At 39.2% G+C, this 26484-nt stretch carries 23 protein-coding genes; all 23 read left to right on the top strand.

Annotated features, from left to right (window positions below; genetic code table 11):
- The first annotated feature begins 4 nt into the window (after positions 1–4).
- Positions 5–1294 carry an efflux RND transporter permease subunit gene (locus J0M30_00115; protein ID MBN8665871.1) on the top strand — a complete coding sequence of 430 codons (1290 nt, stop codon included), beginning with the start codon at positions 5–7 and terminating at the stop codon, positions 1292–1294.
- A gap of 2 nt (positions 1295–1296) precedes the next feature.
- Positions 1297–3222, top strand: a complete 1926-nt coding sequence (locus J0M30_00110; GenBank protein ID MBN8665870.1) for an efflux RND transporter permease subunit — start codon at positions 1297–1299, stop codon at positions 3220–3222.
- The gene (locus J0M30_00105; GenBank protein MBN8665869.1) at positions 3209–4462 is read left to right on the top strand and encodes a TolC family protein; all 1254 of its coding nucleotides are present in this window, start codon (positions 3209–3211) and stop codon (positions 4460–4462) included. The genes J0M30_00110 and J0M30_00105 overlap by 14 nt, the downstream gene beginning before the upstream one ends.
- 11 nt (positions 4463–4473) lie before the next feature.
- Complete coding sequence (locus J0M30_00100) at positions 4474–5976, top strand: multicopper oxidase domain-containing protein (GenBank protein ID MBN8665868.1); 1503 nt, start codon at positions 4474–4476, stop codon at positions 5974–5976.
- Between the two features lie 203 nt (positions 5977–6179).
- Positions 6180–7352 carry an efflux RND transporter periplasmic adaptor subunit gene (locus J0M30_00095; GenBank protein MBN8665867.1) on the top strand — a complete coding sequence of 391 codons (1173 nt, stop codon included), beginning with the start codon at positions 6180–6182 and terminating at the stop codon, positions 7350–7352.
- A 2-nt stretch (positions 7353–7354) separates the two neighbouring features.
- Entirely contained in the window at positions 7355–8551 is a 1197-nt protein-coding gene (locus J0M30_00090; GenBank protein MBN8665866.1) for an efflux RND transporter periplasmic adaptor subunit, read from the top strand.
- A 14-nt stretch (positions 8552–8565) separates the two neighbouring features.
- Positions 8566–9216 carry a class I SAM-dependent methyltransferase gene (locus J0M30_00085; protein MBN8665865.1) on the top strand — a complete coding sequence of 217 codons (651 nt, stop codon included), beginning with the start codon at positions 8566–8568 and terminating at the stop codon, positions 9214–9216.
- 6 nt (positions 9217–9222) lie between these two features.
- Positions 9223–9792 carry a DUF2911 domain-containing protein gene (locus tag J0M30_00080; protein ID MBN8665864.1) on the top strand — a complete coding sequence of 190 codons (570 nt, stop codon included), beginning with the start codon at positions 9223–9225 and terminating at the stop codon, positions 9790–9792.
- A 97-nt stretch (positions 9793–9889) separates the two neighbouring features.
- Positions 9890–11143, top strand: coding sequence for a type II restriction endonuclease (locus tag J0M30_00075; GenBank protein MBN8665863.1), 1254 nt, complete (start codon positions 9890–9892; stop codon positions 11141–11143).
- 29 nt (positions 11144–11172) lie between these two features.
- Positions 11173–11700 carry a nuclear transport factor 2 family protein gene (locus tag J0M30_00070; protein MBN8665862.1) on the top strand — a complete coding sequence of 176 codons (528 nt, stop codon included), beginning with the start codon at positions 11173–11175 and terminating at the stop codon, positions 11698–11700.
- 307 nt (positions 11701–12007) lie between these two features.
- A complete protein-coding gene (locus J0M30_00065; protein ID MBN8665861.1) occupies positions 12008–13990 on the top strand; it encodes a copper-translocating P-type ATPase in 1983 nt (660 codons plus the stop codon).
- 359 nt (positions 13991–14349) lie between these two features.
- Complete coding sequence (locus tag J0M30_00060) at positions 14350–15135, top strand: hypothetical protein (GenBank protein ID MBN8665860.1); 786 nt, start codon at positions 14350–14352, stop codon at positions 15133–15135.
- Positions 15136–15901: 766 nt separating this feature from the next.
- Entirely contained in the window at positions 15902–16054 is a 153-nt protein-coding gene (locus tag J0M30_00055; protein MBN8665859.1) for a hypothetical protein, read from the top strand.
- A gap of 17 nt (positions 16055–16071) precedes the next feature.
- Positions 16072–20445: a CusA/CzcA family heavy metal efflux RND transporter gene (locus J0M30_00050; protein MBN8665858.1), complete on the top strand. Its 4374-nt coding sequence runs from the start codon at positions 16072–16074 to the stop codon at positions 20443–20445.
- Positions 20446–20471: 26 nt separating this feature from the next.
- On the top strand, positions 20472–21686 hold the full coding sequence (locus tag J0M30_00045; protein ID MBN8665857.1) for an efflux RND transporter periplasmic adaptor subunit: 1215 nt from the start codon (positions 20472–20474) through the stop codon (positions 21684–21686).
- 107 nt (positions 21687–21793) lie between these two features.
- A complete protein-coding gene (locus tag J0M30_00040; GenBank protein MBN8665856.1) occupies positions 21794–22615 on the top strand; it encodes a hypothetical protein in 822 nt (273 codons plus the stop codon).
- A 58-nt stretch (positions 22616–22673) separates the two neighbouring features.
- Positions 22674–23333, top strand: a complete 660-nt coding sequence (locus J0M30_00035) for a hypothetical protein (protein MBN8665855.1) — start codon at positions 22674–22676, stop codon at positions 23331–23333.
- Positions 23334–23447: 114 nt separating this feature from the next.
- Complete coding sequence (locus J0M30_00030) at positions 23448–23636, top strand: hypothetical protein (protein ID MBN8665854.1); 189 nt, start codon at positions 23448–23450, stop codon at positions 23634–23636.
- Positions 23637–23659: 23 nt separating this feature from the next.
- The gene (locus J0M30_00025) at positions 23660–24076 is read left to right on the top strand and encodes a hypothetical protein (GenBank protein ID MBN8665853.1); all 417 of its coding nucleotides are present in this window, start codon (positions 23660–23662) and stop codon (positions 24074–24076) included.
- A gap of 35 nt (positions 24077–24111) precedes the next feature.
- Positions 24112–24972 (top strand): neutral zinc metallopeptidase, encoded by an 861-nt coding sequence (locus J0M30_00020; protein MBN8665852.1) that lies wholly within the window; start codon positions 24112–24114, stop codon positions 24970–24972.
- Between the two features lie 29 nt (positions 24973–25001).
- The gene (locus tag J0M30_00015; GenBank protein MBN8665851.1) at positions 25002–25406 is read left to right on the top strand and encodes an STAS/SEC14 domain-containing protein; all 405 of its coding nucleotides are present in this window, start codon (positions 25002–25004) and stop codon (positions 25404–25406) included.
- A gap of 25 nt (positions 25407–25431) precedes the next feature.
- The gene (locus J0M30_00010) at positions 25432–25902 is read left to right on the top strand and encodes an MgtC/SapB family protein (protein ID MBN8665850.1); all 471 of its coding nucleotides are present in this window, start codon (positions 25432–25434) and stop codon (positions 25900–25902) included.
- A gap of 38 nt (positions 25903–25940) precedes the next feature.
- Positions 25941–26484 (top strand): hypothetical protein (locus J0M30_00005; protein MBN8665849.1); only part of this gene is annotated, 544 nt, incomplete at its 3' end.

Here is a 26484-nt window from a genome sequence, read left to right as displayed (position 1 = left end):
CATCATGGTTCAGAAACTGATTGAACTGGCTTTACGCAACAGGCTGATTGTGCTGCTCCTTGCAGGCGGCCTGTTTGCGTATGGTATTTATTCTGTTAAGCAAAACCCGATTGATGCCATTCCGGATTTGAGTGAAAATCAGGTTATCGTCTTTACCGAATGGATGGGTCGAAGTCCGCAGGTAATGGAAGACCAGGTAACCTATCCTTTGGTTAGTAATCTGCAGGGTATCCCAAAGATTAAGAACATCCGGGGCACATCTATGTTCGGGATGAGTTTTGTATATGTGATTTTTGAAGACAATGTGGACATCTATTGGGCAAGAACAAGAGTACTGGAACGACTGAATTTTGCACAGCGGTTATTACCGCAGGGTGTAACACCCACATTAGGGCCTGATGGCACGGGTGTAGGTCATGTTTACTGGTACCATTTAGATGCGCCGAAATTGGATCTGGGTGAGCAAAGAGCCTTGCAGGACTGGTATATCAAGTTTGCCTTGCAAACAGTGCCGGGTGTTGCAGAAGTAGCTTCATTTGGCGGATTTGAAAAGCAATACCAGTTGGTGGTTGACCCGGTAAAACTGCAGTTTTACAACATCTCGCTGATGGATGTAATGAATAAAGTAAAAGCGAATAACAATGATGTAGGCGGCAGAAAGTTTGAAATGGCAGATATGGCCTATATCATTCGGGGCCTCGGCTATATAAAAAGTAAGGAGGATGTTGAAAACATTGCACTCGCAAACTATAATGGTATCCCGGTTAGAGTAAAAGACATCGGCACAGTACAAATGGGTGGTGATTTACGTCTCGGCATCTTTGATATGGATGGGAAAGGTGAGGTGGTGGGCGGCATTGTAGTGATGCGGTATAATGAGAATGCCAATAAAGTAATTGAAGCTGTAAAAGCGAAAATGAAGGAAGTAGAAAAAGGATTGCCCGAAGGGGTGACATTTAAAACCTCCTATGATCGCAGCACTTTGATACAGGAAGCTATTGATTCGGTAAAAGGAACACTGATTGAAGAGATGATTGCTGTATCTCTTATTGTTCTTATTTTTTTATTTCACTGGAGAAGTGCTGTAATTATCCTTATTCAATTACCTATTTCTGTAGCGGCCGGTTTTATATTCCTGGAAATGTTTGGTATTTCATCCAACATTATGTCATTAACAGGTATTGCACTGGCTATTGGCGTGGTGGTAGATGATGGTATTGTTATGGTGGAGAATGCTTACCGGCATATCAGTGAAGCGCAAACAGCAAAAATTAACTCATCCGACAAAGCATAAATATGGCAAAATTGCTCAAAAGAAATAAAGACCCGCTGACACCTGAAGAACGGAGTGAAATTATTGAGAAGTCATCCAAGCAGGTGGGCCCAGGTGTATTTTATTCTACCATCATCGTGGTTACTTCTTTTCTTCCGGTATTTCTGCTTACGGGTATGGAAGGCAAGCTCTTTCATCCGCTGGCATGGACAAAAACGTTCATCCTGCTGATCGATGCTTTTCTTGCTATCACTTTAACTCCTGTACTGATTTCATTTTTTCTCAAAGGCAGATTAAAGCCTGAAAGTGCCAATCCTATTACAAGAACGCTGGAAAGAATCTATACCCCAATCCTGAAGTGGTGTTTGAAGTGGCGTAAAACCACCATTGCGGTAAATATTATTGCCCTGGCAACCGGCATCATAATGATGACAAGGCTCGGCTCTGAATTTATGCCGCCGCTGGATGAAGGTTCCTTGCTCTTTATGCCTGTTACATTACCCGATGTTTCCAATTCAGAAGCTAAACGACTGCTGCAGGTGCAGGATAAAATCATCAGCACTGTTCCTGAAGTTTCACATGTACTGGGCAAGGCAGGCCGGGCAAATACGGCAACGGATAATTCACCTATCAGTATGATAGAAACCATTATTCTGCTGAAGCCAAAAAGCGAATGGAGAAAGGGAATGACGAAAGATGGTATCATCAATGAGCTAAATTCCAAAATGCAGATACCGGGTGTTACCAATGGATGGACACAACCTATTATTAACCGTATTAATATGCTTTCAACAGGTATTCGGACCGATGTTGGGTTGAAAGTGTATGGACAAAACTTAGACAGTATTTATGCCTTTGCCCAAACTATCAAAAAGCAATTGGAAGGTATTGAAGGCATAAAAGATTTGTATGTGGAACCCATCACCGGCGGTAAGTATGTTGACATTGCAGTGAAACGGGAGGAAATTGGCCGGTATGGACTGAGTGTGGATGATGTTAATACGGTCATTGAAAGTGCATTGGGAGGGATGAAGCTTACTACGACGATTGAAGGCCGCCAGCGCTTTTCAGTAAATGCTCGGTACGGTCAGGATTTCCGTAATAACCTGGAATCATTAAAGAGGTTACAGGTTCAGACGATGAATTTCGGTCCGATTCCCTTAGAGGCCGTCGCAGAAATAAAACTCAGCGATGGACCGCCAATGATTAATTCAGAAAATGCCATGCTCAGGGGCACCGTTCTTTTCAATGTAAGAGAAAGAGATTTGGGAAGCACCGTAAAAGAGGCACAGGACAGATTAAACCAGATGATAACTAAACTTCCTAAAGGATATTTCCTGGAATGGAGCGGCCAGTGGGAAAACCAGATAAGGGCTAATCGTACATTGAAAATGATTTTGCCCATAGTGATAATCATCATTTTCATGGTATTGTATTTCACTTATCATTCTTTTAAAGAAGCTGCTATTACGATGATAACAGTTCCGTTTGCATTGATCGGTGGGGTTTTCATGGTTTATTTTTATGGCATTAATTTATCCGTTGCGGTGGCAGTAGGTTTTATCGCCTTGTTCGGGATGGCTATTGAAACTGCTATGCTCATGACAATCTACCTGAATGAGGCCATGAATAATATGGTGGCAAAACACGGCAACTCCAAAGCAACTTTAACACCAGCTATCATTCGTGAATTTGTAATAGAAGGTTCAGCAAAGAGATTAAGGCCAAAACTAATGACCGTATCAGTTGGGCTATTTGGTTTGATACCCATTCTCTGGGCTACGGGTGTGGGCAGCGATATAATGCGTCCCATCACCATCCCCTTAATTGGCGGTACACTTTCATCTACCATTTATGTACTACTGATTACCCCTGTCATATTTGAAATGATTAAGGAAAGAGAATTAAAACGTAAAGGTAAAATTGAATTAATTGATGTTAAAGAATAAACTAATCCTGGCATTGTTTGCATCTGTGGTTGCTAGCAGCAGCCATTCGCAAATCTTAAAACTGGATGCTGTTATTGACAGCATCAAATCATCGCATCCTGTGGTTAAAATGTATGATAATGAAATACGTTCCATGGATGAAGCGGCTATGGGTGCAAGAAGCTGGATGCCGCCGCAGGTAGGCATCGGCCAGTTTATGACACCCTATGATGTGCGGCTTTGGCATCGGGAAGGCGATATACCGGGTATGGGTTCTGTGATGGTATCCGGCGAACAGATGTTCCCCAACCGAAAAAAGCTGGACGCAGATGAAAGGTATATGAAAGCTATGTCATCCGTGGAAAAGGAAAGAAAGAATGCCACACTCAATGAATTGATCAATGATGCAAAGCAGTTTTTTTACGAATGGATTATCCTGAAAAAGAAACTCGTGATACTGAGTGAAAACGAAAGGATTCTGGAATTCATGATTAAAAATGCGGAGATACGATATAGAAACGGGTTGGAAAAAATAAGCGCCTATTACAAAGCAAAAGCAGCATTGGGTGATGTAAAGAATATGCAACTTATGTTTGAAGCCGACATCAGGGAAAAACGCATCCGCCTTAATTCATTGATGGGCAGAAATGCCATGATAGAATTTGATATTGATACCACCTATTTATTAAGCGATTATTCAGCGCTTGTTTTTGACAGCACATTATTCTACACTAACCGGAGTGACCTGAAATCTCTAAACAAGGAAATCAACCTCACATTGCTGAAACAGGAAACAGAAAAAGCTGCACTCAAGCCCCAGTTTGGTATACGCTACGATAATATGATTGGCTTTGGCGGTCAGCCTATGCAGTACACCATCATGGGCATGGTGCGGATTCCGATGGCAAAATGGTCATCTAAAATGAACAAGGCTAATATTGAAAGCCTGAAATGGAAAACCTATGCCATACAATCACAAAAGGAAATGATGGTGAATGAATACAGCGGCATGGCCTATGGCATGAGAAATGAACTTGATTTAAAGAAAAAGCAAATAAAACTGTACGAAGAAAATATTATTCCTGCTCTGCGGAATAATTACAAGACCATGCAACTGGGTTATGAGCAGAACACAGAAGAGTTATTTATGCTTTATGATGCATGGGAAACGTTGAATATGAAACAACTGGAATATGTGGATCTGCTCAACCAGGCATTGAAACTCCAGGTAACGATTGAAAGAATTATTGAAAAAAATTAAAACACCGCTGTATGCAAAGAAGAAACTTTTTGAAAATATCAGGCCTTAGTGCCGGTACGGTAGTAACAGGTGGTTCATTAGCCGGATTTCTGGTCAGTTGCAGTGGCTGTAAAAAGGAACATCATATGGGTTTAATGACGGAACCTGTAATGGTAACCGAAGGTGATTTTTCAACACTCCTTTCATTTCCCGCTCAGGCTGGATTGAATCAAACGCTTACGGCCCAGGCCACAACTGCCAATTTAAAGGGTACGACTATACCAGTATTAGGTTACCAACCTAACAGCCTGCTCGGCCCTACTTTCAAAGTAAATAAAGGGGATGCAGTGAATATTCTTTTACAGAATAATTTATCGGAACATACCAATATACATTGGCATGGCTTAAAAATTCCGGCGTTGATGGATGGCCATCCTGACCAGTTGGCCGATGCAGGCAGCAATTTCCGATATCAGTTCACGGTAAATCAACGAGCTGGTTTAAGCTGGTATCATCCGCATCCTCATGAAAAAACCGGTAAGCAGGTATTCCAGGGATTAGCTGGTTTATTCATTATTAATGACGCAGAGGAATCTGCGCTGAACCTCCCATCTGGTCAATACGAAATCCCATTGGTGATACAGGATAAACGCATCACTAATAGCGGAATAACTTATAATCCTTCTATGGAAGAAGTAATGGCTGGCTATATGGGTGACTCAATTGTAGTCAATGGCATTTACTCACCTTATACAGATGTATCCACCCGGTATTACCGCCTTCGCTTATTGAATGGTTCTAATGCAAGGGTGTACAACCTTGCTCTCAGCAATAATGCCGACATAATAGTAATCGGTAATGATGGAGGCCTATTGAAAAATCCGGTTACTATAAAAGAAATTTTGATTGCGCCTGGTGAAAGATTGGACGTATTGGTCAACTTTAGCGGAGTAACAGTCGGTACTGAACTATTTTTAATGAGTAAAGAATTTGTACAGGGTGGCGCTGCACAGGGTAAGCAATCTTTCAGAATAATGAAGTTTAAAGTAACATCCACAGTTACCGATCCATTTACAGTTCCTGCTAACCTGAGTGTAATTAGTAATATCCAGGTTTCATCAGCAGTAAAGACAAGAACATTTGATATTTCAAATGCAATGGAGCATCATGGATATCCCATGAATGACGGCATGCAGATGCGGCACCGTATCAACGGCAAATTATTTGACAGCAACCGTATTGACGAGAATGTTGCTGCCAATACTAATGAAATTTGGGTTTTTGACAACAGCAAAGGAGATGAACCACACCCTATGCACCTACATGGGGTATTTTTCCAGGTGCTTGACCGAACGGGTGGCAGGGGAACCAGGATAGCTTCAGAAAGCGGATGGAAGGATACGGTACTGGTAATGCCGGGTGAAACAGTAAGAGTACTTGTTCCATTTGAAAGCAATACCGGAAAGTTTGTATTCCATTGTCATAACCTGGAACACGAAGACGATGGCATGATGTTACAATATCAATTGAGTTAACCGGACATAAAATGAAGAAATTACTTTTATTCAGCCTCCTTGCTTTAATTGTTGCACTTGTAGCCTGTAACAGTGATAAGGATTCCCATAAAGGCCATCGGTCAGACGGGGCTAAAGAAATGTACACCTGCCCCATGCCGGAAGATTCAATCTTCAGTGATAAACCCGGCACATGTCCAAAGTGCGGAATGGACTTGGTGAAAATGGAGGATCATAATCAGGAAAAGGAGAAAGCAGAATACACCTGCTCCATGCACCCCGAAGTAATAAGAGACAAACCCGGTGCTTGCCCAATCTGCGGAATGGACTTGGTGAAGAAGGAATCTGCCAACAATAATCCGGGTGATATTGAAATGGGATCATTGCTAAGGCCAACCAACGAATTTGTAGTGTCATCCATTCCTGTTACCACCATTGAGCAACGGGGAGAACAGATTGAGATTGAAGCCCTGGGCAATATTGCTTATGACACGAGGCAGGTGGGAAGTATCTCAGCAAGAGTGTCAGGCAGAATTGAGAAGTTATATGTCCGCTATCGTTATCAGAAAATTGCCAAAGGCCAAAAGATATTGGATATATACAGCCCTGAATTACTTACTGCACAGCAGAATCTTTTGTTCCTGTTAAAGAATGATGCAGATAACATCACATTTATTCAGGCTGCAAAGGAAAAACTATTGTTATTAGGTATGAGTAATGAACAGTTGGGGCAGGTAATAAAAGCCGGTCAGCCATCATTAACAATTGCTGTGTACAGTAATTACAGTGGACATATACATGAAGCAGCCAACGATGGCGGCATGAATAAAGAACCTGGTAATATGAGAGATATTTCTCTGATTACTGAAGAACTGACTTTGAAGGAAGGAATGTATGTGCAGAAGGGGCAGTCTGTTTTTACTGTTTTCAATCCGGACAGGGCCTGGGCTATAATAAATATATATGGCGAAAATCAATCGATGGTAAAAACAGGGAACACGGTACGGATTGTACCGGAAACTGCACCGGGGAAAGATTTCCGGGCAAGTATTGATTTCATAGAACCCTTTTACCGTAAAGAAAGCAAAACGCTGACAGCCAGAGTATATTTCAATAATAGTGGTTTGAAAATTCCGGTGGGAAGCCAGGTCAAAGCAACCGTTTTCGGAAATACCAAAGAAGCTTATTGGTTACCAAAAGATGCTGTGCTTTCATTAGGCATGGATAAAGTGGTATTTCAACAATCAGACGGAGGCTTTAGAGCGAAGAAGATCAGTACCGGCATCATTCATGAAAAGCATATACAGGTGCTTAGCGGATTAACAGCGAAGGATTCTGTGGCGTTAAATGCACAATTTCTTATGGATAGCGAAAGTTTTATCAAAGTTAAAAACTGATTATGCGGTATATCACTATTATCACATTTCTATTATTTGTTCTGGCATCCTGCAAGAATAAAAATAAAATAGCAGCAGACCCCGACACTTATTATACCTGTTCTATGGATCCGCAGGTGGTGGAATACAAACCTGGCAAATGTCCCATTTGCAAAATGGATTTAACTCCTGTAAAGAAAAAGAACGGGGAGAATAAAGATGAATTGCAATTAAGCGAACAGCAAATTCAGTTGGGGAACATACAAACAGATACTATTCGCAACGGAACAATCGGCGACCAATTAGTATTAACTGCCACATTGAACTTTGACCAGATGAAAACAACCTCGGTTAGTTCAAGAGTAATGGGCAGGGTTGAAAGATTATATTATAAAAATTTGGGAGATTATGTGAAGAAGGGTTCGGCGCTATATGATTTGTACAGTGAGGAACTGAATAATGCTAAACAGGAATACCTGCTGGCTTTGGATAAGAAAAAAGCATTCACCAATGAAACAGTTATTGACTTTGACCAGTTGATACAAAGTGCAAAAAGCAAATTGTTGCTTTGGGGATTAACGGATGCGCAGGTGGATGAACTGGCGACAACAAAGAAAGCAGCACCTGCAACTACTTTTTATAGCACTGCCGGTGGATATATTACCCAGCTTGACATCAGGGATGGAAATTATGTAATGGAGGGTGGCACAATCGTAAAGCTGGCTGACCTTTCTTCTTTGTGGGCAGAAGCACAGGTTTACACTTCGCAACTGGCTGAACTAAACAGCAACAGTGTTGCTACTGTTCAGCTTCCTGATTTTGACAACAAAGAAATCAAAGGAAGAATTGAATTTGTGAATCCTGAAATCAATCCTGATACAAGAATCAATCTTATCCGTGTATCTATTCCTAATCCAGGCAATCAGTTAAAGCCTGGTATGCCTGCTTATGTGTTATTAAAAAGTCCGCAGCGGCAATCACTCACATTACCTATAGATGCAGTCATACGAGATGGCAAGGGTGCAACTGTCTGGATACAGACAGGTAGCAACACTTTTAAAAGCGTAATGGTGAAAACCGGTTTGGAAAGCGATGACCGTATCGAAATAAAATCAGGATTAAAAACAGGTGATATAGTTGTATTAACCGGTGCATACCTGTTGCACAGCGAATATGTTTTTAAAAAGGGCGCCGACCCGATGTCGGGGCATAATCATTAAACAGTAATTGAATCATGTCAGAAGCAAAATTTGTATCTGCATTACGTTTCAAATGGCTTACCCCATTATATGATTTTTTTGTGGGAGCCACAATGCCAGAAGTAAGTATAAAGCAATCATTGATAAATATTGCTTATTTAACTGATGGGGCTGCTGTTTTGGATTTTGGGTGTGGTACAGCTACTCTTACTATTATGGCCAAAGAACATCGTCCTGCAATTAATATAACCGGGATTGATATTGATAAAACAATATTGAATAAAGCGGAAGAAAAAATTATTCAGAAAGGGCTGGATATAAAACTAACTGACTACAATGGTGAAAGGCTTCCATTTGAAGATAACAGTTTTGACCGTATTATATCCTGCCTTGTGTTTCATCATTTAGAAACTCCGGTGAAGCAAAAGGTTCTTGCAGAAATATTCAGAGTAACTAAAAACAATGGGCAGCTTTTCATTGCGGACTTTGGCAGGTCTGAGTCCTGGTATCAGCGACTCCTTTTTAACATGATTCGTGGTTTGGACGGTTTTAAACCTACCAGCGCCAATGCAAAGGGATTGATACCTTCGTTAATTGCAGGTGCAGGATTTATAAACCCGGTTATTAAGAAAAAATTCAAAACAGTTTTTGGAGAAGTTCAAATATTCAAAGCAATAAAACAATAACGCTATATGAAGAAGTATTATGTAACAACAATTTTATCAGCCATCCTCTTTCTGATGTTTCATTCTGCTTCAGCTCAGAAAACAGAAGCAGTTTGTTATAATCCGAATATCATAAAAGATACGACTAAGAAAAGTATCAAGTCAATGGCTTATTCTATAGTAGGAGTAGATAGTATAAAAATCAACTATCATTCACCCGGAGTTCGCAAAAGAATTATTTGGGGCGGCCTTGTTCCCTATGATGAAGTGTGGGTGACCGGCGCACATGATGCAACTACATTGGAAGTCCCAAAAGCATTTGTTGTAAATGGTAAAGAAATACCGGCAGGTAAGTATGCCTTCTTTACTATCCCCGGTAAAAAAGAGTGGACAGTAATTATCAATAAAAACTGGGAGCAGCATCTTGCGTCGGAGTATGATGAAAAAGATGATATAGTAAGGGTGAAAGTGAAGCCTAAGAAAAATGAGCATACTGAACGATTGCAGTATTTCATTGAATCAGCAACTGACAAAAATGGAAAGATTGCAGTAGCATGGGAAAAATTAAAAGTTGAGATTTTATTTGGCCTAAAATGATATTATAGAATTAAGCAACCGGTTCTATATACCCAAAGAGTATCATGTAATTTAGTTTGTTTCTTAGTGTACAGTTTACGAATCTTAAAACGAAACGATGACTAATCTTACTCAAATCATTCAGCAGTACAAGTGCGACACACAAAGTGTTTACAATACATGGTTTGTTGATAACGACCAGCGGTTAAAGGCTTTTCGGACTATACGCCGAGGTGTGTTGCAGGTTATTGAAGACATTAAGAATAAATCGTTTCCTAATGATTTTAAAAACAGCAGCCTTGAATTTGTATTGAATTGCATTGCAGAACAAAAGCAGATTTTTGTTGGTGTGGCACATCCATTTTACTGGAAGCCGAAATTACGAATACCAGATATTTACGAGAACCAGAATAACAAAACAGCTTTTGGCCAGTTTCTTGAAAATTGTATCAACGCCAAAAGTCAGGAGCAAATAATAAAGGAGATTGTGCACCTTGATAGTTTGAAAATTAAAGGTCTTGGCCCGGCAGTAGCCAGCATCCTGTATTACCTGCATCCTTCTTTATTCCCTCCATTCAATACTGCTATAGTAAATGGCTTTAATGTTTTGTTTAATGATAGGAAGAAGTTGGGTAGTTGGAGCGAATATTTAAAAATCAGAGAAATACTAATTGAGACCAATACAAAACATAAAGCAGACCTTTCAAACGATTTAGGTGCTATTGCCGGACTATGTTTTGAAATTGGAACTCAAAAAATGATGATTGGAAGTGATGAGTATTTAAGTGAAGATGAAAGAATAAAGTTTGAAAAGTCTGTTGAGAAGAGACAAAAGGAAATTCAGGAGGAAAAGCAGGAAGAAAACCTGCATACCGAAATGCAGTATCACCTGCTGAAAATAGGCTCTTCGTTAGGATATGATGTGGTGCCCGCAAGTAACGATAAAAGCAAAAACCATTGTGGTAATAATTTCTCTTTTCTTTCCCTTGCACAATGTCCCGAACTAAACACTGATAAGGATACACAGAATACTATCCGCCTCATTGACGTATTATGGTTTCAAAAAGGCACTAATAATGTTATCGGGGCTTTTGAGGTAGAGAAAAGTACCAGTATTTATTCGGGCATACTCAGGATTACCGATTTGCATTACAGCATAGCCGATGGGGATGAGGTGTTCTACCTGATAATACCCGACAGCAGGGAAAAGGATGTGGTACTGCAATTGTCAAGACCAGCAATAAAAAATTCAGCAATCAATATTAAATACATCTTGTTTTCAGAGCTAAGAAAGAACTGTGATGCCATTTGCAAATTTGGCTCAGACAGTTCAATAATGGAAAAGATTTCAAAAACTGTAAAAGGCAATTAAAAATTGTTTTTTAAAATATTTAATAAAAAATGAAAAACATATTCATAGCAATATGCTTGTTCTGTCTCACCGCAATATCGTTTGCACAAAACAAAGATGCTGGTACTGACAGAGAGGCAATAAAACAATTCATGAATAACAGGGACACCATGCCCAACCTTATTGAAAGCAAAAACATTGATGCAGTAAAAAAAGCATTGAAAAGATATAACAGTGCTATAGAATCCCTGGATGTAACGGGTACGGAAAGGTTCTTTACTGCCGATTCTAAAATTTGCGAATCAGGCAATAATGAAGGAAGTTATGCTCATTACCAGGAACATCATCTTGCACCTGAATTAAAGGAGTTTAAATCTTTTAGTTTCAGCGATTATCAGGTGGATGTACTGATTGATGGAAATTATGCTTTTACTACTGAATCTTACAATTATAGCATTGTTATTGCTAAAGACAATTCTGAAGTAAAGCGCAAAGGACTTACCACATCGGTCTTAAAGAAGGTGAAAGGCCAATGGCTGATTATGATTAGTCACAATTCTTCACGAAAACCGGTATAAAATCATTGTCATGGAAAATCAGTATTATACTCAAAAATATACCTGTCCGATGCATCCTGAAATTATTCAGGACAAACCGGGCAATTGTCCTAAATGCGGAATGAAGCTCGTTCCGGTTAATGCGAAGGCGGGTGAAGAACATCCGCAGCACCAGCACAAAGAAGAAGAAACAGAAAAGCATTCTGGACATGAGCAACACACTGCCCCTGGTGTAACCATTATAAAGGCAACAGGATTTCAAAAATATACCTGCCCAATGCATCCGCAAATTGTTCAGGATGCGCCGGGCAAATGCCCCTTGTGTGGTATGACTTTAGTCCCCCTTTCCAAACCAAAAGATGGAGCAACACATTCTTCCCATTCATCAGGCATAGCCGATTTTAAAAAACGATTTTATGTTGTTTTGATTCTAACCATTCCCATCATGCTGCTATCAGAAATGATTCAGCATTGGTTAAATATTCATATCAGCTTCCCCGGTTCAAAATATGTATTGCTTATTTTATCTTCTGTTGTATTTTTTTATGGCGGCTGGCCTTTTCTAAAAGGATTGGTTGGAGAAATGCGGGCAAAAAATCCCGGCATGATGACATTGGTTGCCTTTGCCATATCAGTAGCATATATCTACAGTGTGGCAACTGTGTTTGGATTAAAGGGAATGGATTTCTTTTGGGAACTGGCTACGCTAATTCTTATCATGTTATTAGGTCATTGGATTGAAATGAAATCTGTTGCAGGTGCATCAAGAGAGTTAGAGTTATTGGTGCAGTTGATGCCTGACGATGCACATTTGGTAAATGGTGATAAGATAACAGATGTAAAAACAGAATCGCTGATAGAGAATGATGTAATACTTATAAAGCCCGGTGAGAAGGTTGCTGCAGATGGTGTTATAGCGGATGGTGAAAGTTATCTCAATGAATCCATGCTTACAGGCGAATCAAAACCTGTTGAAAAAACAAAAGGGGATAAAGTTATTGCTGGTTCTATCAATGGTAACGGGGCCATAAAAGTTTCTGTATCACATGGAGCAAAAGACTCTTACTTATCGCAGGTTATAAAACTGGTACAGGATGCACAAAAATCAAAATCCAAAACTCAATTGATTGCAGATACTGCGGCAAGATGGCTTACACTTATTGCCATTGTAGCAGGTATCACTACATTCCTTGTATGGTATTTATCCGGAAAAGATTTGGCGTTTTCCATTGAGAGAATGGTAACGGTAATTGTTATTTGCTGCCCCCATGCTTTAGGATTGGCAGTTCCATTGGTTGTGGCAAAATCGACAGCACTATCAGCAAAACATGGTTTACTGATAAAGAACAGAACTGCCTTTGAAAATGCAAGAAAGATAACTACGCTGGTGTTTGATAAAACAGGAACCCTAACAGTTGGAAAATTTCAGGTGGTACGTTATGTAACGCATAATGATAAATATACCCAGGAACAGGTACTCCAATACGCAGCGGCACTCGAACAGAATTCGGAACATCCCATTGCAACTGGCATAACAGCCAAAGCAAAAGAGCTGAATCTTGTACTTCCTGCCGTTATAGGTTTTGAAGCTATCACGGGAAAAGGTATAACTGGAATAATTGACAGAAAAGATGTAATGGTGGTTAGCCCCGGCTATTTGAAAGAAAAGTTTTCATTTCTTACAAAGGAAGATATGGTTAAGGCGGAAGAGACTCTTGTATTTGTATTAATTGATGATGATATTGCTGGCTCCATTGCATTGGCTGATGAGATAAGACCTGAATCTTTTGAGGCAATAAAAACACTGCGTCAGAATAATATTAAATCAATTTTATTGACTGGTGATAATGCAACAGTGGCTAAAGGGGTAAGCGACCGTTTAGGCATGGATAGTTTTTTTGCGGAAGTATTACCACATCAGAAATTAGAAAAAATAAAAGAACTGCAGGACAAAGGTGAATATGTTGCCATGACAGGTGATGGAGTAAACGACGCTCCTGCTTTAGCACAGGCCAATGTAGGCATAGCAGTTGGTTCAGGTTCTGATATTGCCGCCGAAACAGCCGGGATTGTACTGGTTAACAGCAATCCCAAAGATGTTGTTTCATTGATTCAGTTTGGTAAGGCCACTTACAGAAAGATGATTCAGAATTTAGTGTGGGCTACAGGTTATAATGTAGTGGCTTTACCATTGGCGGCTGGTGTGCTATACAAAATGGGAATATTGTTAAGCCCTGCTGCCGGTGCCGTTTTAATGAGTGTAAGTACCGTTGTGGTAGCTATTAATGCAAGTATGCTGAAAGTAAAATAGCGTTAGCGAAAAAAAAGAATGGAAATTATTCAGAAGGTTATTCATTATTTTCTTCACTTTGTTTTTCCATTAGGAATAGCTTTTATCTTTTTCAGAGAAAGATGGAAACAAACTTACCTGATATTATTGTTAACAATGTTGATAGATGCCGACCATTTATTGTCAACTCCGTTTTTTCATCCTTGCCGTTGCAGTATTGGCTTTCATCCGTTGCACAGTTATATCGCAATAATGATATATGCTTTGCTGCTTTTATTTCCAAAGTTCCGTATCATATCAATCGGATTATTAATGCACATGGCTACAGACTATGTTGATTGTATTTTTATTACTCATAATTGTACCTAATATTATTGTTTATGGCAAAAAGCAAACACTATTACATCCGAAAAACCCACCGCTGGCTGGGTGTTATTTTAGGCATCCAGTTTTTATTATGGACAATTGGCGGTCTTTATTTCAGTTGGAGTAATATGGATGAAGTACATGGAGACTTCCAAAAGAAAAATGCGCCACTCTTATCATCTGATATTTCATTAGTAAGCCCAACAATGGTGCTGGATACTATCAGGAAAGTTCATCAGATTGATTCAATTGTATCCATTCAATTGATTGAAATATTGGGTAAACCTTTTTACCAGGTTCGTTGTATCAGTGCAATTCACAACGAGGCAAATCATCAGCATGACATCCAATCCATGAATCACCTGGCAGATGCAGTAACTGGGCAACTTCGTGGCCCACTTACAAAAGAAGAAGCAGTTGATGTAGCCAAAATGAGATTTAACGGTGAACCAAAAGTAAAATCAGTTGAATACTTAACGGGTACAAATGGTCATCATGAATATAGGGAAAGCCCTTTGCCTGCCTATGCCATTACATTTGAGCATCCTTCAAAAACGACCGTTTACGTTGCCAGTGAATTAGGAACTATTCAAAAATTCAGGAACAACAAATGGAGAATATTTGATTTTCTGTGGATGATGCACACGATGGATTATGAAGACAGGGACAATTTTGGGAATAATCTGCTTCGATTCTTTTCAATTTTTGGATTGGTTACAGTGTTAAGTGGATTTGCATTATTCTTTGTGAGTACCAAACGCAAGAAGAAAAAAACTACACATTTCCCAACTCTGAATTAGTATCAATATCCGGACTTTTGTTGTAAACTTTTATTGCAATTTAAAAATGAAGAAGGATATTAAGAAACAAAGTGCTAAGAATAAAAGGTCATTTCCAAAGGTTCTGAAATATGCGCTTTGGATTATTCTTGCTCTTCTTATACTTGCAATCTTTGCCCTTGTCATGCTTCTGCAGAACATACATATTGAAAAACAATAAAGGCTGGCCTTATTTAAGATGTATGTATTTTTGGTTCTCGAGAAATTGTCTGCAAACTGTGGGTTAAGGTAGCTTAAAATCCTGATTTGCAACAATATTGCTAAATAATACATGCCCAAGTGTGTGTTATTTGCAACAAAACATCCTATTTTTGCAACCAATGAAAATTTTGTTCTCAATATTGTCTCTGGCAATGCTTTACATTTCCTGTCTCCCTTGCGGCGACAAGAAAGAATGTGATGTCAGGACAGAAGCAAAATTTTCAGCATCTAATAATAATAATAACCACCAGCAGCATAAACATAATACAGAAGCCTGTTCTCCATTCTGCTCATGTTCCTGTTGTGCAGCATCGGCATTTTATTCTCCTTTCTCTAAGGCCCAGGTAAACAAAATAGAATTTCAATCGGAGAGCTATGCTCTCTACAATGTATCGTTCAGCACAGAAGCTCATAACAGTATCTGGCAACCTCCCAAATTATCTTGATCTCACCTCTTTATTGAATTTGCTGTAAGTCATATAATGGCTTATTCAGCTATTATATCATTCATTTTCCATTGCTGGCAATGGCCACAGCCAAAAAAATTACAAAAGGCAAGAAAAGAAAAAAGCCTTTAGCAGTAAGAATCATTAAAATCATTCTTATTGGAATTGCCTGCGCCATTCTTATTGCCGCAATGGTGGCAAGAGCAATTCATTTCTTTAAGTATCATACATAACCAAACAGAATTAAGATATGCTCAATAAAATCATTCAATTCTCCATAAAAAATAAATTGGTCATTGGCCTTTTTACACTGGCTCTAATAATATGGGGCGTTTATTCGGCAAATAAATTGCCGATTGATGCCGTGCCTGATATCACCAATAACCAGGTACAGGTAATTACGCTGAGCCCATCATTAGCAGCACAGGAAGTAGAACAGCTAATTTCCTTCCCGGTGGAGCAAACAATGGCGACCATTCCGGAAGTGCAGGAAATCCGTTCCATATCCAGGTTTGGATTATCCGTAGTTACTGTTGTATTTCATGATGATGCCAATATTTATTGGGCCCGTCAGCAAGTAGGTGAACGGCTGATAGAAGCCCGTAACCAGATACCCAATAATATCGGCAACCCGGAAATGGCTCCTATCTCAACAGGATTAGGTGAAATTTATCAATATGTTTTACATGCCAAAAAAGGGTATGAAGATAAGTATGATGCCATGTCGCTCCGTACTATACAGGACTGGATAGTCCGTCGTCAGTTGCTTGGCACACCCGGCATTGCTGATGTAAGCAGCTTTGGGGGTCTTTTAAAGCAATATGAAATTGCATTGAATACAGATAAGCTTCGTAGCTATAATCTATCTATAGCAGATGTATTTAATGCCCTTGAAAAAAATAATCAAAATACAGGTGGGGCCTATATCGACAAAAAACCTAATGCCTACTTTATCCGCAGCGAAGGATTTATTAAAACAACCACTGACATTGAAAAAATTGTAGTTACAAGAACGTCCGGCGGTTCGCCTGTACTTGTCAGGGATATTGCAACGGTACAGTTGGGTCATGCTACGCAATACGGGGCATTAACCCGTAATGCAGAAGGAGAAGTAGTTGGTGGCATTGTATTAATGCTCAAGGGAGCAAATTCCAGCATTGTAATTAACAGTGTAAAAGATAAAATAATCCAAATTCAGAAAAGCTTGCCTGAAGGTGTAGTTATTGAACCCTTTCTTGACAGAAGTGCTTTAGTTAGCAGGGCGATTGGAACTGTAAAAACGAACCTTATTGAAGGGGCTTTGATTGTGATTTTTGTATTGGTGGTTTTTCTTGGCAATTTCCGTTCAGGGTTGATAGTGGCTTCCGTAATTCCACTTGCCATGCTTTTTGCTATTTCATTGATGAACTTGTTTGGTGTATCTGGAAACCTGATGAGTTTAGGCGCTATTGACTTTGGTTTGATTGTGGACGGAGCAGTGATTATTGTGGAAGCAACCATGCACCAGTTAGGCCATCGAAAACCCGGAAGGCTGACACAAGACCAATTGGATGATGAAGTATACAAGTCAGCAGGCAAAATGATGAATTCTGCTGCATTTGGTCAAATCATTATTTTAATTGTGTACCTGCCTATTCTTGCACTGGTCGGCATTGAAGGAAAAATGTTTGGCCCGATGGCGCAAACTGTTTCATTCGCCATACTCGGCGCATTCCTGCTTTCACTTACTTATGTGCCCATGATGAGTGCCCTTGTTCTAAGTAAGAAAATAAGCCACAAAGAAAATCTTTCTGATAAGATGATGAAGTTTTTCCAGCGGCTTTATACGCCATTAATACGTGGCGCACTGAAGATGAAACTACTGGTAGTGAGTATCGCCGTTGGTGTATTTATAATCAGCCTGCTTATTTTTAGAACATTAGGCGGCGAATTTATTCCAACATTGGAAGAAGGAGATTTTGCGGTGGAAACAAGGTTGTTAACAGGTAGCTCATTAAGCCAGACAATTGATAAAATAACGCAGGCTTCCGATTTACTGATGAAGAAGTTCCCTGAAGTAAAAGAAGTAATTGGAAAGATTGGCGCTTCTGAAATACCAACCGACCCTATGCCCATAGAAGCATGTGACATTACCATTCTTTTAAAAGATAAAAAGGAATGGACCAGTGCACATAACCGGGAAGAGTTGGCTGAAATGATGCAAAAGGAACTGGAAAAAATTCCCGGTGTTTCCTATGGGTTATCTCAACCCATCCAGCTTCGTTTTAATGAATTGATTTCGGGTGTGCGCCAGGATGTAGGGATTAAAATATTTGGGGAAGACCTTGATGTGTTGGCAGACCTGGCAAAAAAAATCGGTGTGATTGTACCTACGGTAAAAGGTGCAGAAGATTTATATATAGAACAGGTAACCGGGCTACCGCAGATTGTGGTTAAACTAAACAGGGATAAGATTGCACAGTTTGGTTTAAATGTAGAAGATGTAAATCGTACAATCAGCGCTGCATTTGCCGGGGAAGCTGCCGGTATTGTTTATGAAGGCGAGAAACGGTTTGATATGGTAGTGCGGTTAGAAAAGACAGGCCGCCAGAATATTGATGATGTTAAAGGTTTATTTGTTGCGGCACCTGATGGTAACCAGATTCCATTGGAACAGGTAGCGGATGTCAATTTGCAGTTAGGGCCTAACCAGATACAACGTGAAGATGCAAAGAGAAGAATTATTGTCGGCTTTAATACAAGAGGCAGGGACATCTCATCTGTTGTAAAAGAAATGCGGGAAAAAATTGAGAAACAGGTTAAAATGCCACCCGGTTATTTTATCACTTATGGCGGGCAATTTAAAAACCTCGAAGAAGCCAACAAAAGGCTATCTGTTGCTGTTCCGGTTGCATTGGCATTAATCCTCTTGCTACTTTTCTTTACGTTTGGTTCTATCAAATATTCCTTACTCATTTTTACCGCTATCCCCATGAGTGCTATTGGCGGCGTATTTGCCTTATGGTTCAGGGGTATGCCATTCAGCATTTCAGCCGGTGTTGGTTTTATTGCGCTGTTTGGGGTGGCGGTATTAAATGGCATCGTCCTTATCAGCGAGTTCAATCGTTTAAAAAAAGAAGGCATGACAGATATAAATGATATTGTTTTAAAAGGAACGTCGGTCAGGTTGAGGCCTGTGTTAATGACTGCAATGGTTGCATCATTAGGTTTTTTACCGATGGCATTATCCAAAGGTTCGGGAGCGGAAGTTCAAAAACCTTTAGCGACTGTTGTAATAGGCGGATTGATTACTGCCACATTTCTTACGTTGGTAGTTTTGCCGGTGTTATACACTTGGTTTGAAAAGATAAAACCGAAAGCTAAAAAATCATCCCCTGCTAAAGGCTTGGCCTCATTGCTCATCCTGTTTTTAGCTTCGTCATTTGCTGCAAATGCTCAGCAATCAAAGACCGTCATAAATCTTAATGATGCAGTTGCATCGGCAATGAAGAATAATCCCTTGGTAAAAGTAGGAACGCTGGATATAAGTTACCAGCAGCAGTTGAAAAAAACAGTAAAGGATTATGGTAAAACAAATGTCGGTCTCACCTTTGGTCAGTACAACAGTCGTATTGCTTATGATAATAATTTCAATATTAATCAAGGCATACCCAACCCTGCTTACTTCAAAAGTCTCATAAGGCTATCCGAATCTAATATTAAAAGCAGTGAGTTGCAACTGAAAATTTATCAAACTGAACTGGCGGCAAATACTAAAACATCCTACTACCAGTTAAGTTTTTGGATAGAGGAAATAAGATTATTAAAAGAGTTGCTCGCTATTTACGAAAATGTATTGAAGGCATCTGCGTTGCGATACAAAACGGGTGAAACAAATGCATTGGAAAATTATAATGCTCAAAGCAAAGTGAATGAGATAAAAGCGCAATTGAGAAATGCAGAAGAAGATTACCGTATTGAATTAAACCGGCTGAAAGTGTTTACTGCAGATTCTTCTGTTACGGGTATTACCGACACTTCACTTGTTGAAAAACAGATACAGGTAAATTTTGATACTGCTGCAATTGCTTCTAACCCTACACTTGCATTTATTAAACAGCAGATTGATATTGCTAACAGAGAAAAAGCTGTTGAGCAGTCAAGATTAAAACCTGATTTCTCGGCAGGCTATTTCAACCAGTCTTTAGTAGGTTATCAAACTGTGAATGGAGCTGATAAATATTATGGAGTTGGCCGCCGTTTCCAGGGTGTTAATCTGGGTATCAGTATTCCCATATTTGCCAGGGCACAAAAAGAAAAAGTAAAAGCGGCAGAAGTAAACCGGGTGCGCCGTGAAGCGGAACTGACAAATTATCAATACAACCTGCAGGCAGAATTAACAAGGCTGTTTGGCGAATTGCAAAAACAAAGAGTTCAAATCAACTACTACCGTAATACAGCGTTACCGCAGGCGAATCTCATTATTACCCAGGCGCAAAAAGCTTTTACTGCCGGAGAAATCGGTTATTATGAACTGACGCAATCACTCAACAATGCTGTTGTTGTAAAACAGGAATACACTAAACTTTTAAACCAATACAATCAAACCGTCATTGCTATCGAATTTATCGGCGGCATCAATTAATCAGAACGGGCTAAAATAAAATTAATATGAAACAGAAATTTTTAAGTTCACTTGTTATACTCACTGCGGCCATTATATGGCTTTCATCCTGCTCTTCCAAAGGAAGTGCTGAAACTGCCCAGGCTGAAGAAACTAAAACCGAAGAGGCGGACATGGTGGATTTGTCGGAAGACCAGTTCAAAACCGTCAATATTCAGTATGGCACTATAGAAGATAAAAATCTCAGCAGCGTTATCAGGGCATCGGGAGTACTGGATGTCCCTCCACAGCAGCTATTAACAGTTTCTTCACCCTATGGAGGTACATTAAAAAGTACCGACTTGTTGCAAGGTAAACCGGTAGTAAAAGGCGAAGTAATAGCAGTACTCGAAAACCCAGAATTTATCCAGCTTCAGCAGGATTATCTGGATTATAAGAGCCAGTTGGTATATCTGAAAGAAGAATTAGAACGGCAACAGGAACTGGCAAAAGAAAATGTAAATGCAAAAAAAACATTGCAAAAAGCCAGCAGTGAGTACAATAGTATGACGGCAAGGGTGCAGGGTTTAAAGTCAAAACTGCAACTCATCAACATTAATCCTGAGAAAATTAATCCGGGAAACATCTCCGGCAAGGCAATTATTTATGCCCCTATATCCGGTTATGTTACTAAGGTATTGGTGAACATAGGAAAGTTTGTAAACGCTAACCAGGAGCTATTTGAAATTGTAGATACCCGCCATCTTCATGCAGAACTTATCATTTTTGAAAAAGATGTTCCGAAATTAAAAATCGGTCAGAAAATACGTTTTGTATTGAATAATGAAACAAAGGAACGTTTTGCAGAAGTGCATTTAATTGGCCGTGAAATCAGTGCCGAAAGAACAGTTCGGGTGCATGGACATCTGTTGCAGGAAGATAAAAATCTGTTGCCGGGCATGTATTTGAAAGCAATAGTGGAAACTGGTGTTGCAGCCACCACTGCATTGCCTGATAAGGCAATAGTACAATCAGCAGGCAAGTCATACATTTTTATTGCGGCAGATGAAACAAAAGAAGAAACCAAACCTGCTGATGGGAAAAAGGATGAGGCTACTGAAAAGCATATTCCTTTTAAAAGAATTGAAGTAACAACAGGTGTTTCGGAAAATGGTTATACCGAAGTGATTTTACCGGAAGGCTTTGACAGGAACAGCAAAGTGGTGATTAATGGAGCTTATGATTTATTGTCGAAGATGAATAATGTGGAAGAGGAAGAGTAAATAAAAATTTTGAAGTAATGACATCTTGTTCGCTTTCACTTTTGAGAGGTTGAGAATACAGATGATAAAATTCAATAGCATTTTTTTAAACCTTAAAATATAAAACTATGCAAAAGAAAAAAAGCCTAATCTTCTTGGTAACTACAGCAATTATTATGGTTTCTTGTACAAAACAAAATCTGAAAACTAAAGAAGTGGAGGTCTCACAGGTTTCTACAAGTTCATATTTAGTGGGGAAAGGAACCGATTGTAATGTTCCGAATAATTCAGATAATATATGGGATTCTGTTGGAATTTACCACAATCAGGCATTAGAATATGTAATACAGGAAGCAGTAGGTCAGCCAAAAACAATAACAAATTATGTGGGATATTCTAATCAATTTATTAAAAATACTTTCGGTGGACGAGTGTCAGATATCTCTTCCAAATTATTTTCAGTATCATCTGTAGAAATCTTATTATCTGACACCTCTACATATTTTAATAATACAATAGATAGTAGCCGATATTCAAGAAACGTAAAAACTTACTTGAAAAATTTAATCTCTATAATGAAAGATACCACAGATGACAATTCTTTCAATTATTGTTATATAAAATCAAAAATAGTTGAATTGGAGAATAATGTTCCTAATGATTCAAATCTATCTCAAAGCGAAAAAGATGAAATACTAAGAGTTACATCTGTTGGTCGGTTCTCTCTTTTTTATTGGAATAATACTTTCCAAAGTAAGCTAAATGGCGGGGAAAGTATTTCTTCCAAAAAAAGAAAATGGTGGCAGTGGCTTATTATTGGAATTTCTGACGTAGCAGGTGGAATAGCTGGGGGGATAACTACAGGCCCGACCGTTGTTGGCACAGTCGCAGGTGTTGTTGCAGGAGCAGCAGGAGCAAGTTCAGGAGCTGCTACACTTGTGGATGACTAATCAAATTTTAAGTAATAGGTTGCCTTATTATAAGGCGACCTATTAAAATATTAGGTATATGAAAGCAATTTATAAAAAGAAAATAGAATTATCATATTATGGGTTACTGCGTTTACTACTCATAGTGTTCATTTTATTATTTACTATTTCGGATTCATATTCTCAAAGAAGTAACTCATATTCCTTTTTTCAATTGTTAAATTCTGGTAAAAAGAAAAAAGATGCTAAAAGATTTGAAATTGTGGGGTCAGGAAACTTTATTTATAAAGATACAATATTTCAGGGGCAGCTATCAATCACTGAAAAATCTGTTCAACTCAACAACGAAAAGGGAACTTTCGAATACGCTTATTCTGATACTTTCCTGAGTCGCATTACAATTGGAAATATTCATCAATCAATAACACTTGTCAGATTGAAATATTTTGACAATATGCTATGGCGTTTAATCAAAGACACTTTGGGCATAAAGATTTATGATAAGAATATTTCGTATGCGATTAGCGGTAATAATATCGATTATAATTCATTAATATTTCAGGACAGTGCTCAAACTTACGAAGCTGTTACTTTTTGGGTGACGAGTACTAAAAGAAGTATTGTGAAAATAATAAATCATTTGTTAGGGCTTGAGTTAATTCCAAGAGAATTTAAGGGGAAAGAGGATTTGATGAACCGGCTTATAAATAATGACAGAAATGTTTATTCAAAACTTTAACAGATTAAAGAGAAATACATGGGTCGGAGCCCTGCTTTGTTTGTCCCGTTTTAAAAATGGAAAACCTTGAGCGGCAGGGTTTCCGTACCCACCCAAATAAAAAAACATTTTAACATGCAAAAGATATTATTCCTAATCACTATCATAGTTATAACTGTTGGTAGTAGTTGTACCAATGCTGGCGAAGAAAAAAGAAAAGAGATACAATCAGAAAAACATGATTCCACTCACAAAGAACGAAAAGAAACAGATACCCTGGGTATGAAGATGGGCGGCAATGAATTGGATTCAAAGAAAAAATAAATCATCATTTAAAACTTAAAATTATGAAACAGTTATTTGCAGTTCTTGTGATGCTGTTGTCAGCATCAATGCTGTTTGCTCAGGATGTAATCACCCTGCGCAACGGCGAAACTATCAATGGTAAAGTAGCCGAAGTGGGCACAACAGAAATCCGGTATTACAAAGCTGATAATGCTGAAGGACCTGTTTATGTGGCCAACAAATCGGATGTGGTGCAGATAGTTTATGCCAATGGTGCTAAAGATGTTTTTACCACACAGTCATCTGCCAACCAAAATGTGGCAAATCAAAATTATTACAGGCGGTATCGAAGGGGATACAACAGGCCATTTCTGTATCCTATCATTACGCCGCATATTGACTTAGGGCGGCACATTAATGTAGGGCATCACAGTTATGGCGGACACCATGGTGGAGGTCATCATGGAGGCCATCACTAATATTTATCATCTCTAAAATTTTAAATCAGGAAATCATGAAATGGATTGGAAGAAGAGAAAGCTCCAATGTAGATGACCGCCGGGGGCTATCTGGTGGAAAAATTGCCGCAGGCGGTGGTGTGGCCGGCATTGTTATTTACCTGCTTTATACTTTACTAAGCGGTAATAATATTGACCCGTCACAAATTCAACAGCAACTTTCTGAACAAACAAACCAGTCGTCGCAATTAACTCCTGAAGAGCAAAAGGCCGATGACGAAAGGGCTGCCTTTGTAAAAGTAGTATTGGCAGAAACAGAAGATGTATGGAATAAAATTTTTACCGAAAAAGGGCAACAGTATTCAGAACCAACACTGGTATTGTTTCGTGGTGTGGTAGAATCTGCCTGTGGTAATGCAAGTTCTGCATCAGGGCCGTTCTACTGCCCCGGTGATAATAAACTGTACATAGATCTTTCTTTTTACCAGGACTTGCAATACAAATTGAATGCACCCGGCGATTTCCCGATGGCCTATGTAGTAGCACATGAAGTGGGGCACCATATTCAAAACCTGATGGGTACGGCAGATAAAGTGAACCGGCTGCGCCAGCAGCTAAGCGAAACTGAATTCAACAAGTATTCGGTGATGATGGAACTGCAGGCAGATTTTTATGCCGGTATATGGGCGCATCACACACAGAAGATGAAAAATATTCTGGATGCAGATGATATTGATGAAGCATTGAATGCAGCCAGTGCTATTGGAGATGACAGGTTGCAGAAGCAGTCAACGGGGCAGGTAATGCCCGATGCTTTTACGCATGGCACTTCTGCGCAAAGGATGTACTGGTTTAAAAAGGGCTATCAAACAGGCGATATCAAGCAAGGGGATACATTTAACGCAAAGGACTTATAACTCTTTGTAAAATTAAAAAGGTATAAGGCATGTTACAAATACTTGATATCACTCAAAAGAATATCATTGCTACAAGAGCCAATGATATATTAGGCATAAATGATTACGAAAAAATTCATCCTCTGATTCACAATATTATCCGGACAGGTAAAAAGGTTCGTTGGTATTTTGAAATGGAGGGCAATACATCGGAAAGCTCTGGTGGTTTTTGGGAGAATGGTTTTCTCGAAATAAAAGATAGCAAAGCGGATTTCACACATGCCGATGATATAGATAAAATTGCCATCGTAGGAGAACAAAAGTATCTGACACTGATGTATTCCATTATGAAGCCCTTTACAAAAGCGAGGATAGTGTATTTCGGTATGACAGAAAAGGGAAAAGCTCTTCAATGGATAATGACGGAGGAAGAGAGCTTAGAAACATTAAAATGAGTTTGAACTTTAGCATAGAATTTTAATGATGGATATAAATATTGAATTAATTATTGTTGCCAAGCTTATTGTCTCATTCCTGCTTGGAGCTTTTATAGGGCTTGACAGGGAAAAGCATGGCCGGGATGCCGGCATAAGAACCTATGCTGCCGTTTCTATTGGTGCTACTTTATTTACTGCTGTTGCAGCTCATCTTGTAAGCGATGTTGCTGCTGCGTCAAGAGTGATAGCTAATATTGTTACAGGTGTGGGTTTTCTTGGGGCTGGCATTATCTATCGCAACAGCAGTGCCGGAACATCGCATGGGTTAACAACAGCAGCCACTGTTTGGTGTACCGCAGCAGTTGGTGTGGCAGTAGGGCTCAACATGTTCATTATTGCAATTGTAGGGGCAATAGCTTTGTATTTCCTGCTTTCGTTGCATCACCAGCATTGGTATGTAAAATGGAAAAAGAAAATGATAAATAAACACAACGAAAAAGATAACACTGATTAATTTTTTAAAGCAAAATTGTATAATAACAGTATCGGAAAATGTACAGCATTATAACAGGCACTATATTATTAGGCATTACTCATGCACTTATTCCAAACCACTGGTTGCCATTGGTGGCTATTGCCAGGTCGGAGAAATGGGAAAAGTATGAATTGATGCTGGTAGCATCTATCACAGCATCTGCACATGTGCTGGGCACTGTTATTCTTGGTTTTGCATTGGGAATGGTTGGTTCAAAACTGGCACATCAATATGAAGGATATGTGCATGTAATTGCACCGGTGCTATTGATAATATTCGGATTAATCTATTTTACTATAAACCTGCCGCACCATCATCATGCTGCCAATAAGGATGTACAGCAATATAAAAAATCGAAAACCAAGTGGGTGTTGATTTTTGCAGCTACCATGTTTTTATCTCCCTGCCTGGAAGTGGAAAGCCTTTTTCTGGCAGCAGGCGCCTACGGGTGGGATGATATTTTGCTGCTGGCTTTGGTGTATGCAGTAATCAGCATTACTGGAATCATTAGTCTTGTAATGCTTGCATTTAAAGGAGTGCAGATGATGAACTCACAATTTA

The sequence above is a fragment of the Chitinophagales bacterium genome (assembly GCA_017303415.1).
Classification (GTDB): domain Bacteria; phylum Bacteroidota; class Bacteroidia; order Chitinophagales; family Chitinophagaceae; genus SpSt-398.
This window is presented reverse-complemented; position numbering and strand designations above follow the sequence as displayed.

Coding starts and splice junctions, on each gene's coding strand:
- J0M30_00030 (MBN8665854.1), top strand. CDS start 23,448: ATGCAAAAGATATTATTCCTAATCACTATCATAGTTATAACTGTTGGT.
- J0M30_00095 (MBN8665867.1), top strand. CDS start 6,180: ATGGAGGATCATAATCAGGAAAAGGAGAAAGCAGAATACACCTGCTCC.
- J0M30_00080 (MBN8665864.1), top strand. CDS start 9,223: ATGAAGAAGTATTATGTAACAACAATTTTATCAGCCATCCTCTTTCTG.
- J0M30_00020 (MBN8665852.1), top strand. CDS start 24,112: ATGAAATGGATTGGAAGAAGAGAAAGCTCCAATGTAGATGACCGCCGG.
- J0M30_00105 (MBN8665869.1), top strand. CDS start 3,209: ATGTTAAAGAATAAACTAATCCTGGCATTGTTTGCATCTGTGGTTGCT.
- J0M30_00025 (MBN8665853.1), top strand. CDS start 23,660: ATGAAACAGTTATTTGCAGTTCTTGTGATGCTGTTGTCAGCATCAATG.
- J0M30_00100 (MBN8665868.1), top strand. CDS start 4,474: ATGCAAAGAAGAAACTTTTTGAAAATATCAGGCCTTAGTGCCGGTACG.
- J0M30_00045 (MBN8665857.1), top strand. CDS start 20,472: ATGAAACAGAAATTTTTAAGTTCACTTGTTATACTCACTGCGGCCATT.
- J0M30_00110 (MBN8665870.1), top strand. CDS start 1,297: ATGGCAAAATTGCTCAAAAGAAATAAAGACCCGCTGACACCTGAAGAA.
- J0M30_00075 (MBN8665863.1), top strand. CDS start 9,890: ATGACTAATCTTACTCAAATCATTCAGCAGTACAAGTGCGACACACAA.
- J0M30_00050 (MBN8665858.1), top strand. CDS start 16,072: ATGCTCAATAAAATCATTCAATTCTCCATAAAAAATAAATTGGTCATT.
- J0M30_00035 (MBN8665855.1), top strand. CDS start 22,674: ATGAAAGCAATTTATAAAAAGAAAATAGAATTATCATATTATGGGTTA.
- J0M30_00090 (MBN8665866.1), top strand. CDS start 7,355: ATGCGGTATATCACTATTATCACATTTCTATTATTTGTTCTGGCATCC.
- J0M30_00065 (MBN8665861.1), top strand. CDS start 12,008: ATGACTTTAGTCCCCCTTTCCAAACCAAAAGATGGAGCAACACATTCT.
- J0M30_00015 (MBN8665851.1), top strand. CDS start 25,002: ATGTTACAAATACTTGATATCACTCAAAAGAATATCATTGCTACAAGA.
- J0M30_00070 (MBN8665862.1), top strand. CDS start 11,173: ATGAAAAACATATTCATAGCAATATGCTTGTTCTGTCTCACCGCAATA.
- J0M30_00115 (MBN8665871.1), top strand. CDS start 5: ATGGTTCAGAAACTGATTGAACTGGCTTTACGCAACAGGCTGATTGTG.
- J0M30_00085 (MBN8665865.1), top strand. CDS start 8,566: ATGTCAGAAGCAAAATTTGTATCTGCATTACGTTTCAAATGGCTTACC.
- J0M30_00060 (MBN8665860.1), top strand. CDS start 14,350: ATGGCAAAAAGCAAACACTATTACATCCGAAAAACCCACCGCTGGCTG.
- J0M30_00055 (MBN8665859.1), top strand. CDS start 15,902: ATGGCCACAGCCAAAAAAATTACAAAAGGCAAGAAAAGAAAAAAGCCT.
- J0M30_00010 (MBN8665850.1), top strand. CDS start 25,432: ATGATGGATATAAATATTGAATTAATTATTGTTGCCAAGCTTATTGTC.
- J0M30_00040 (MBN8665856.1), top strand. CDS start 21,794: ATGCAAAAGAAAAAAAGCCTAATCTTCTTGGTAACTACAGCAATTATT.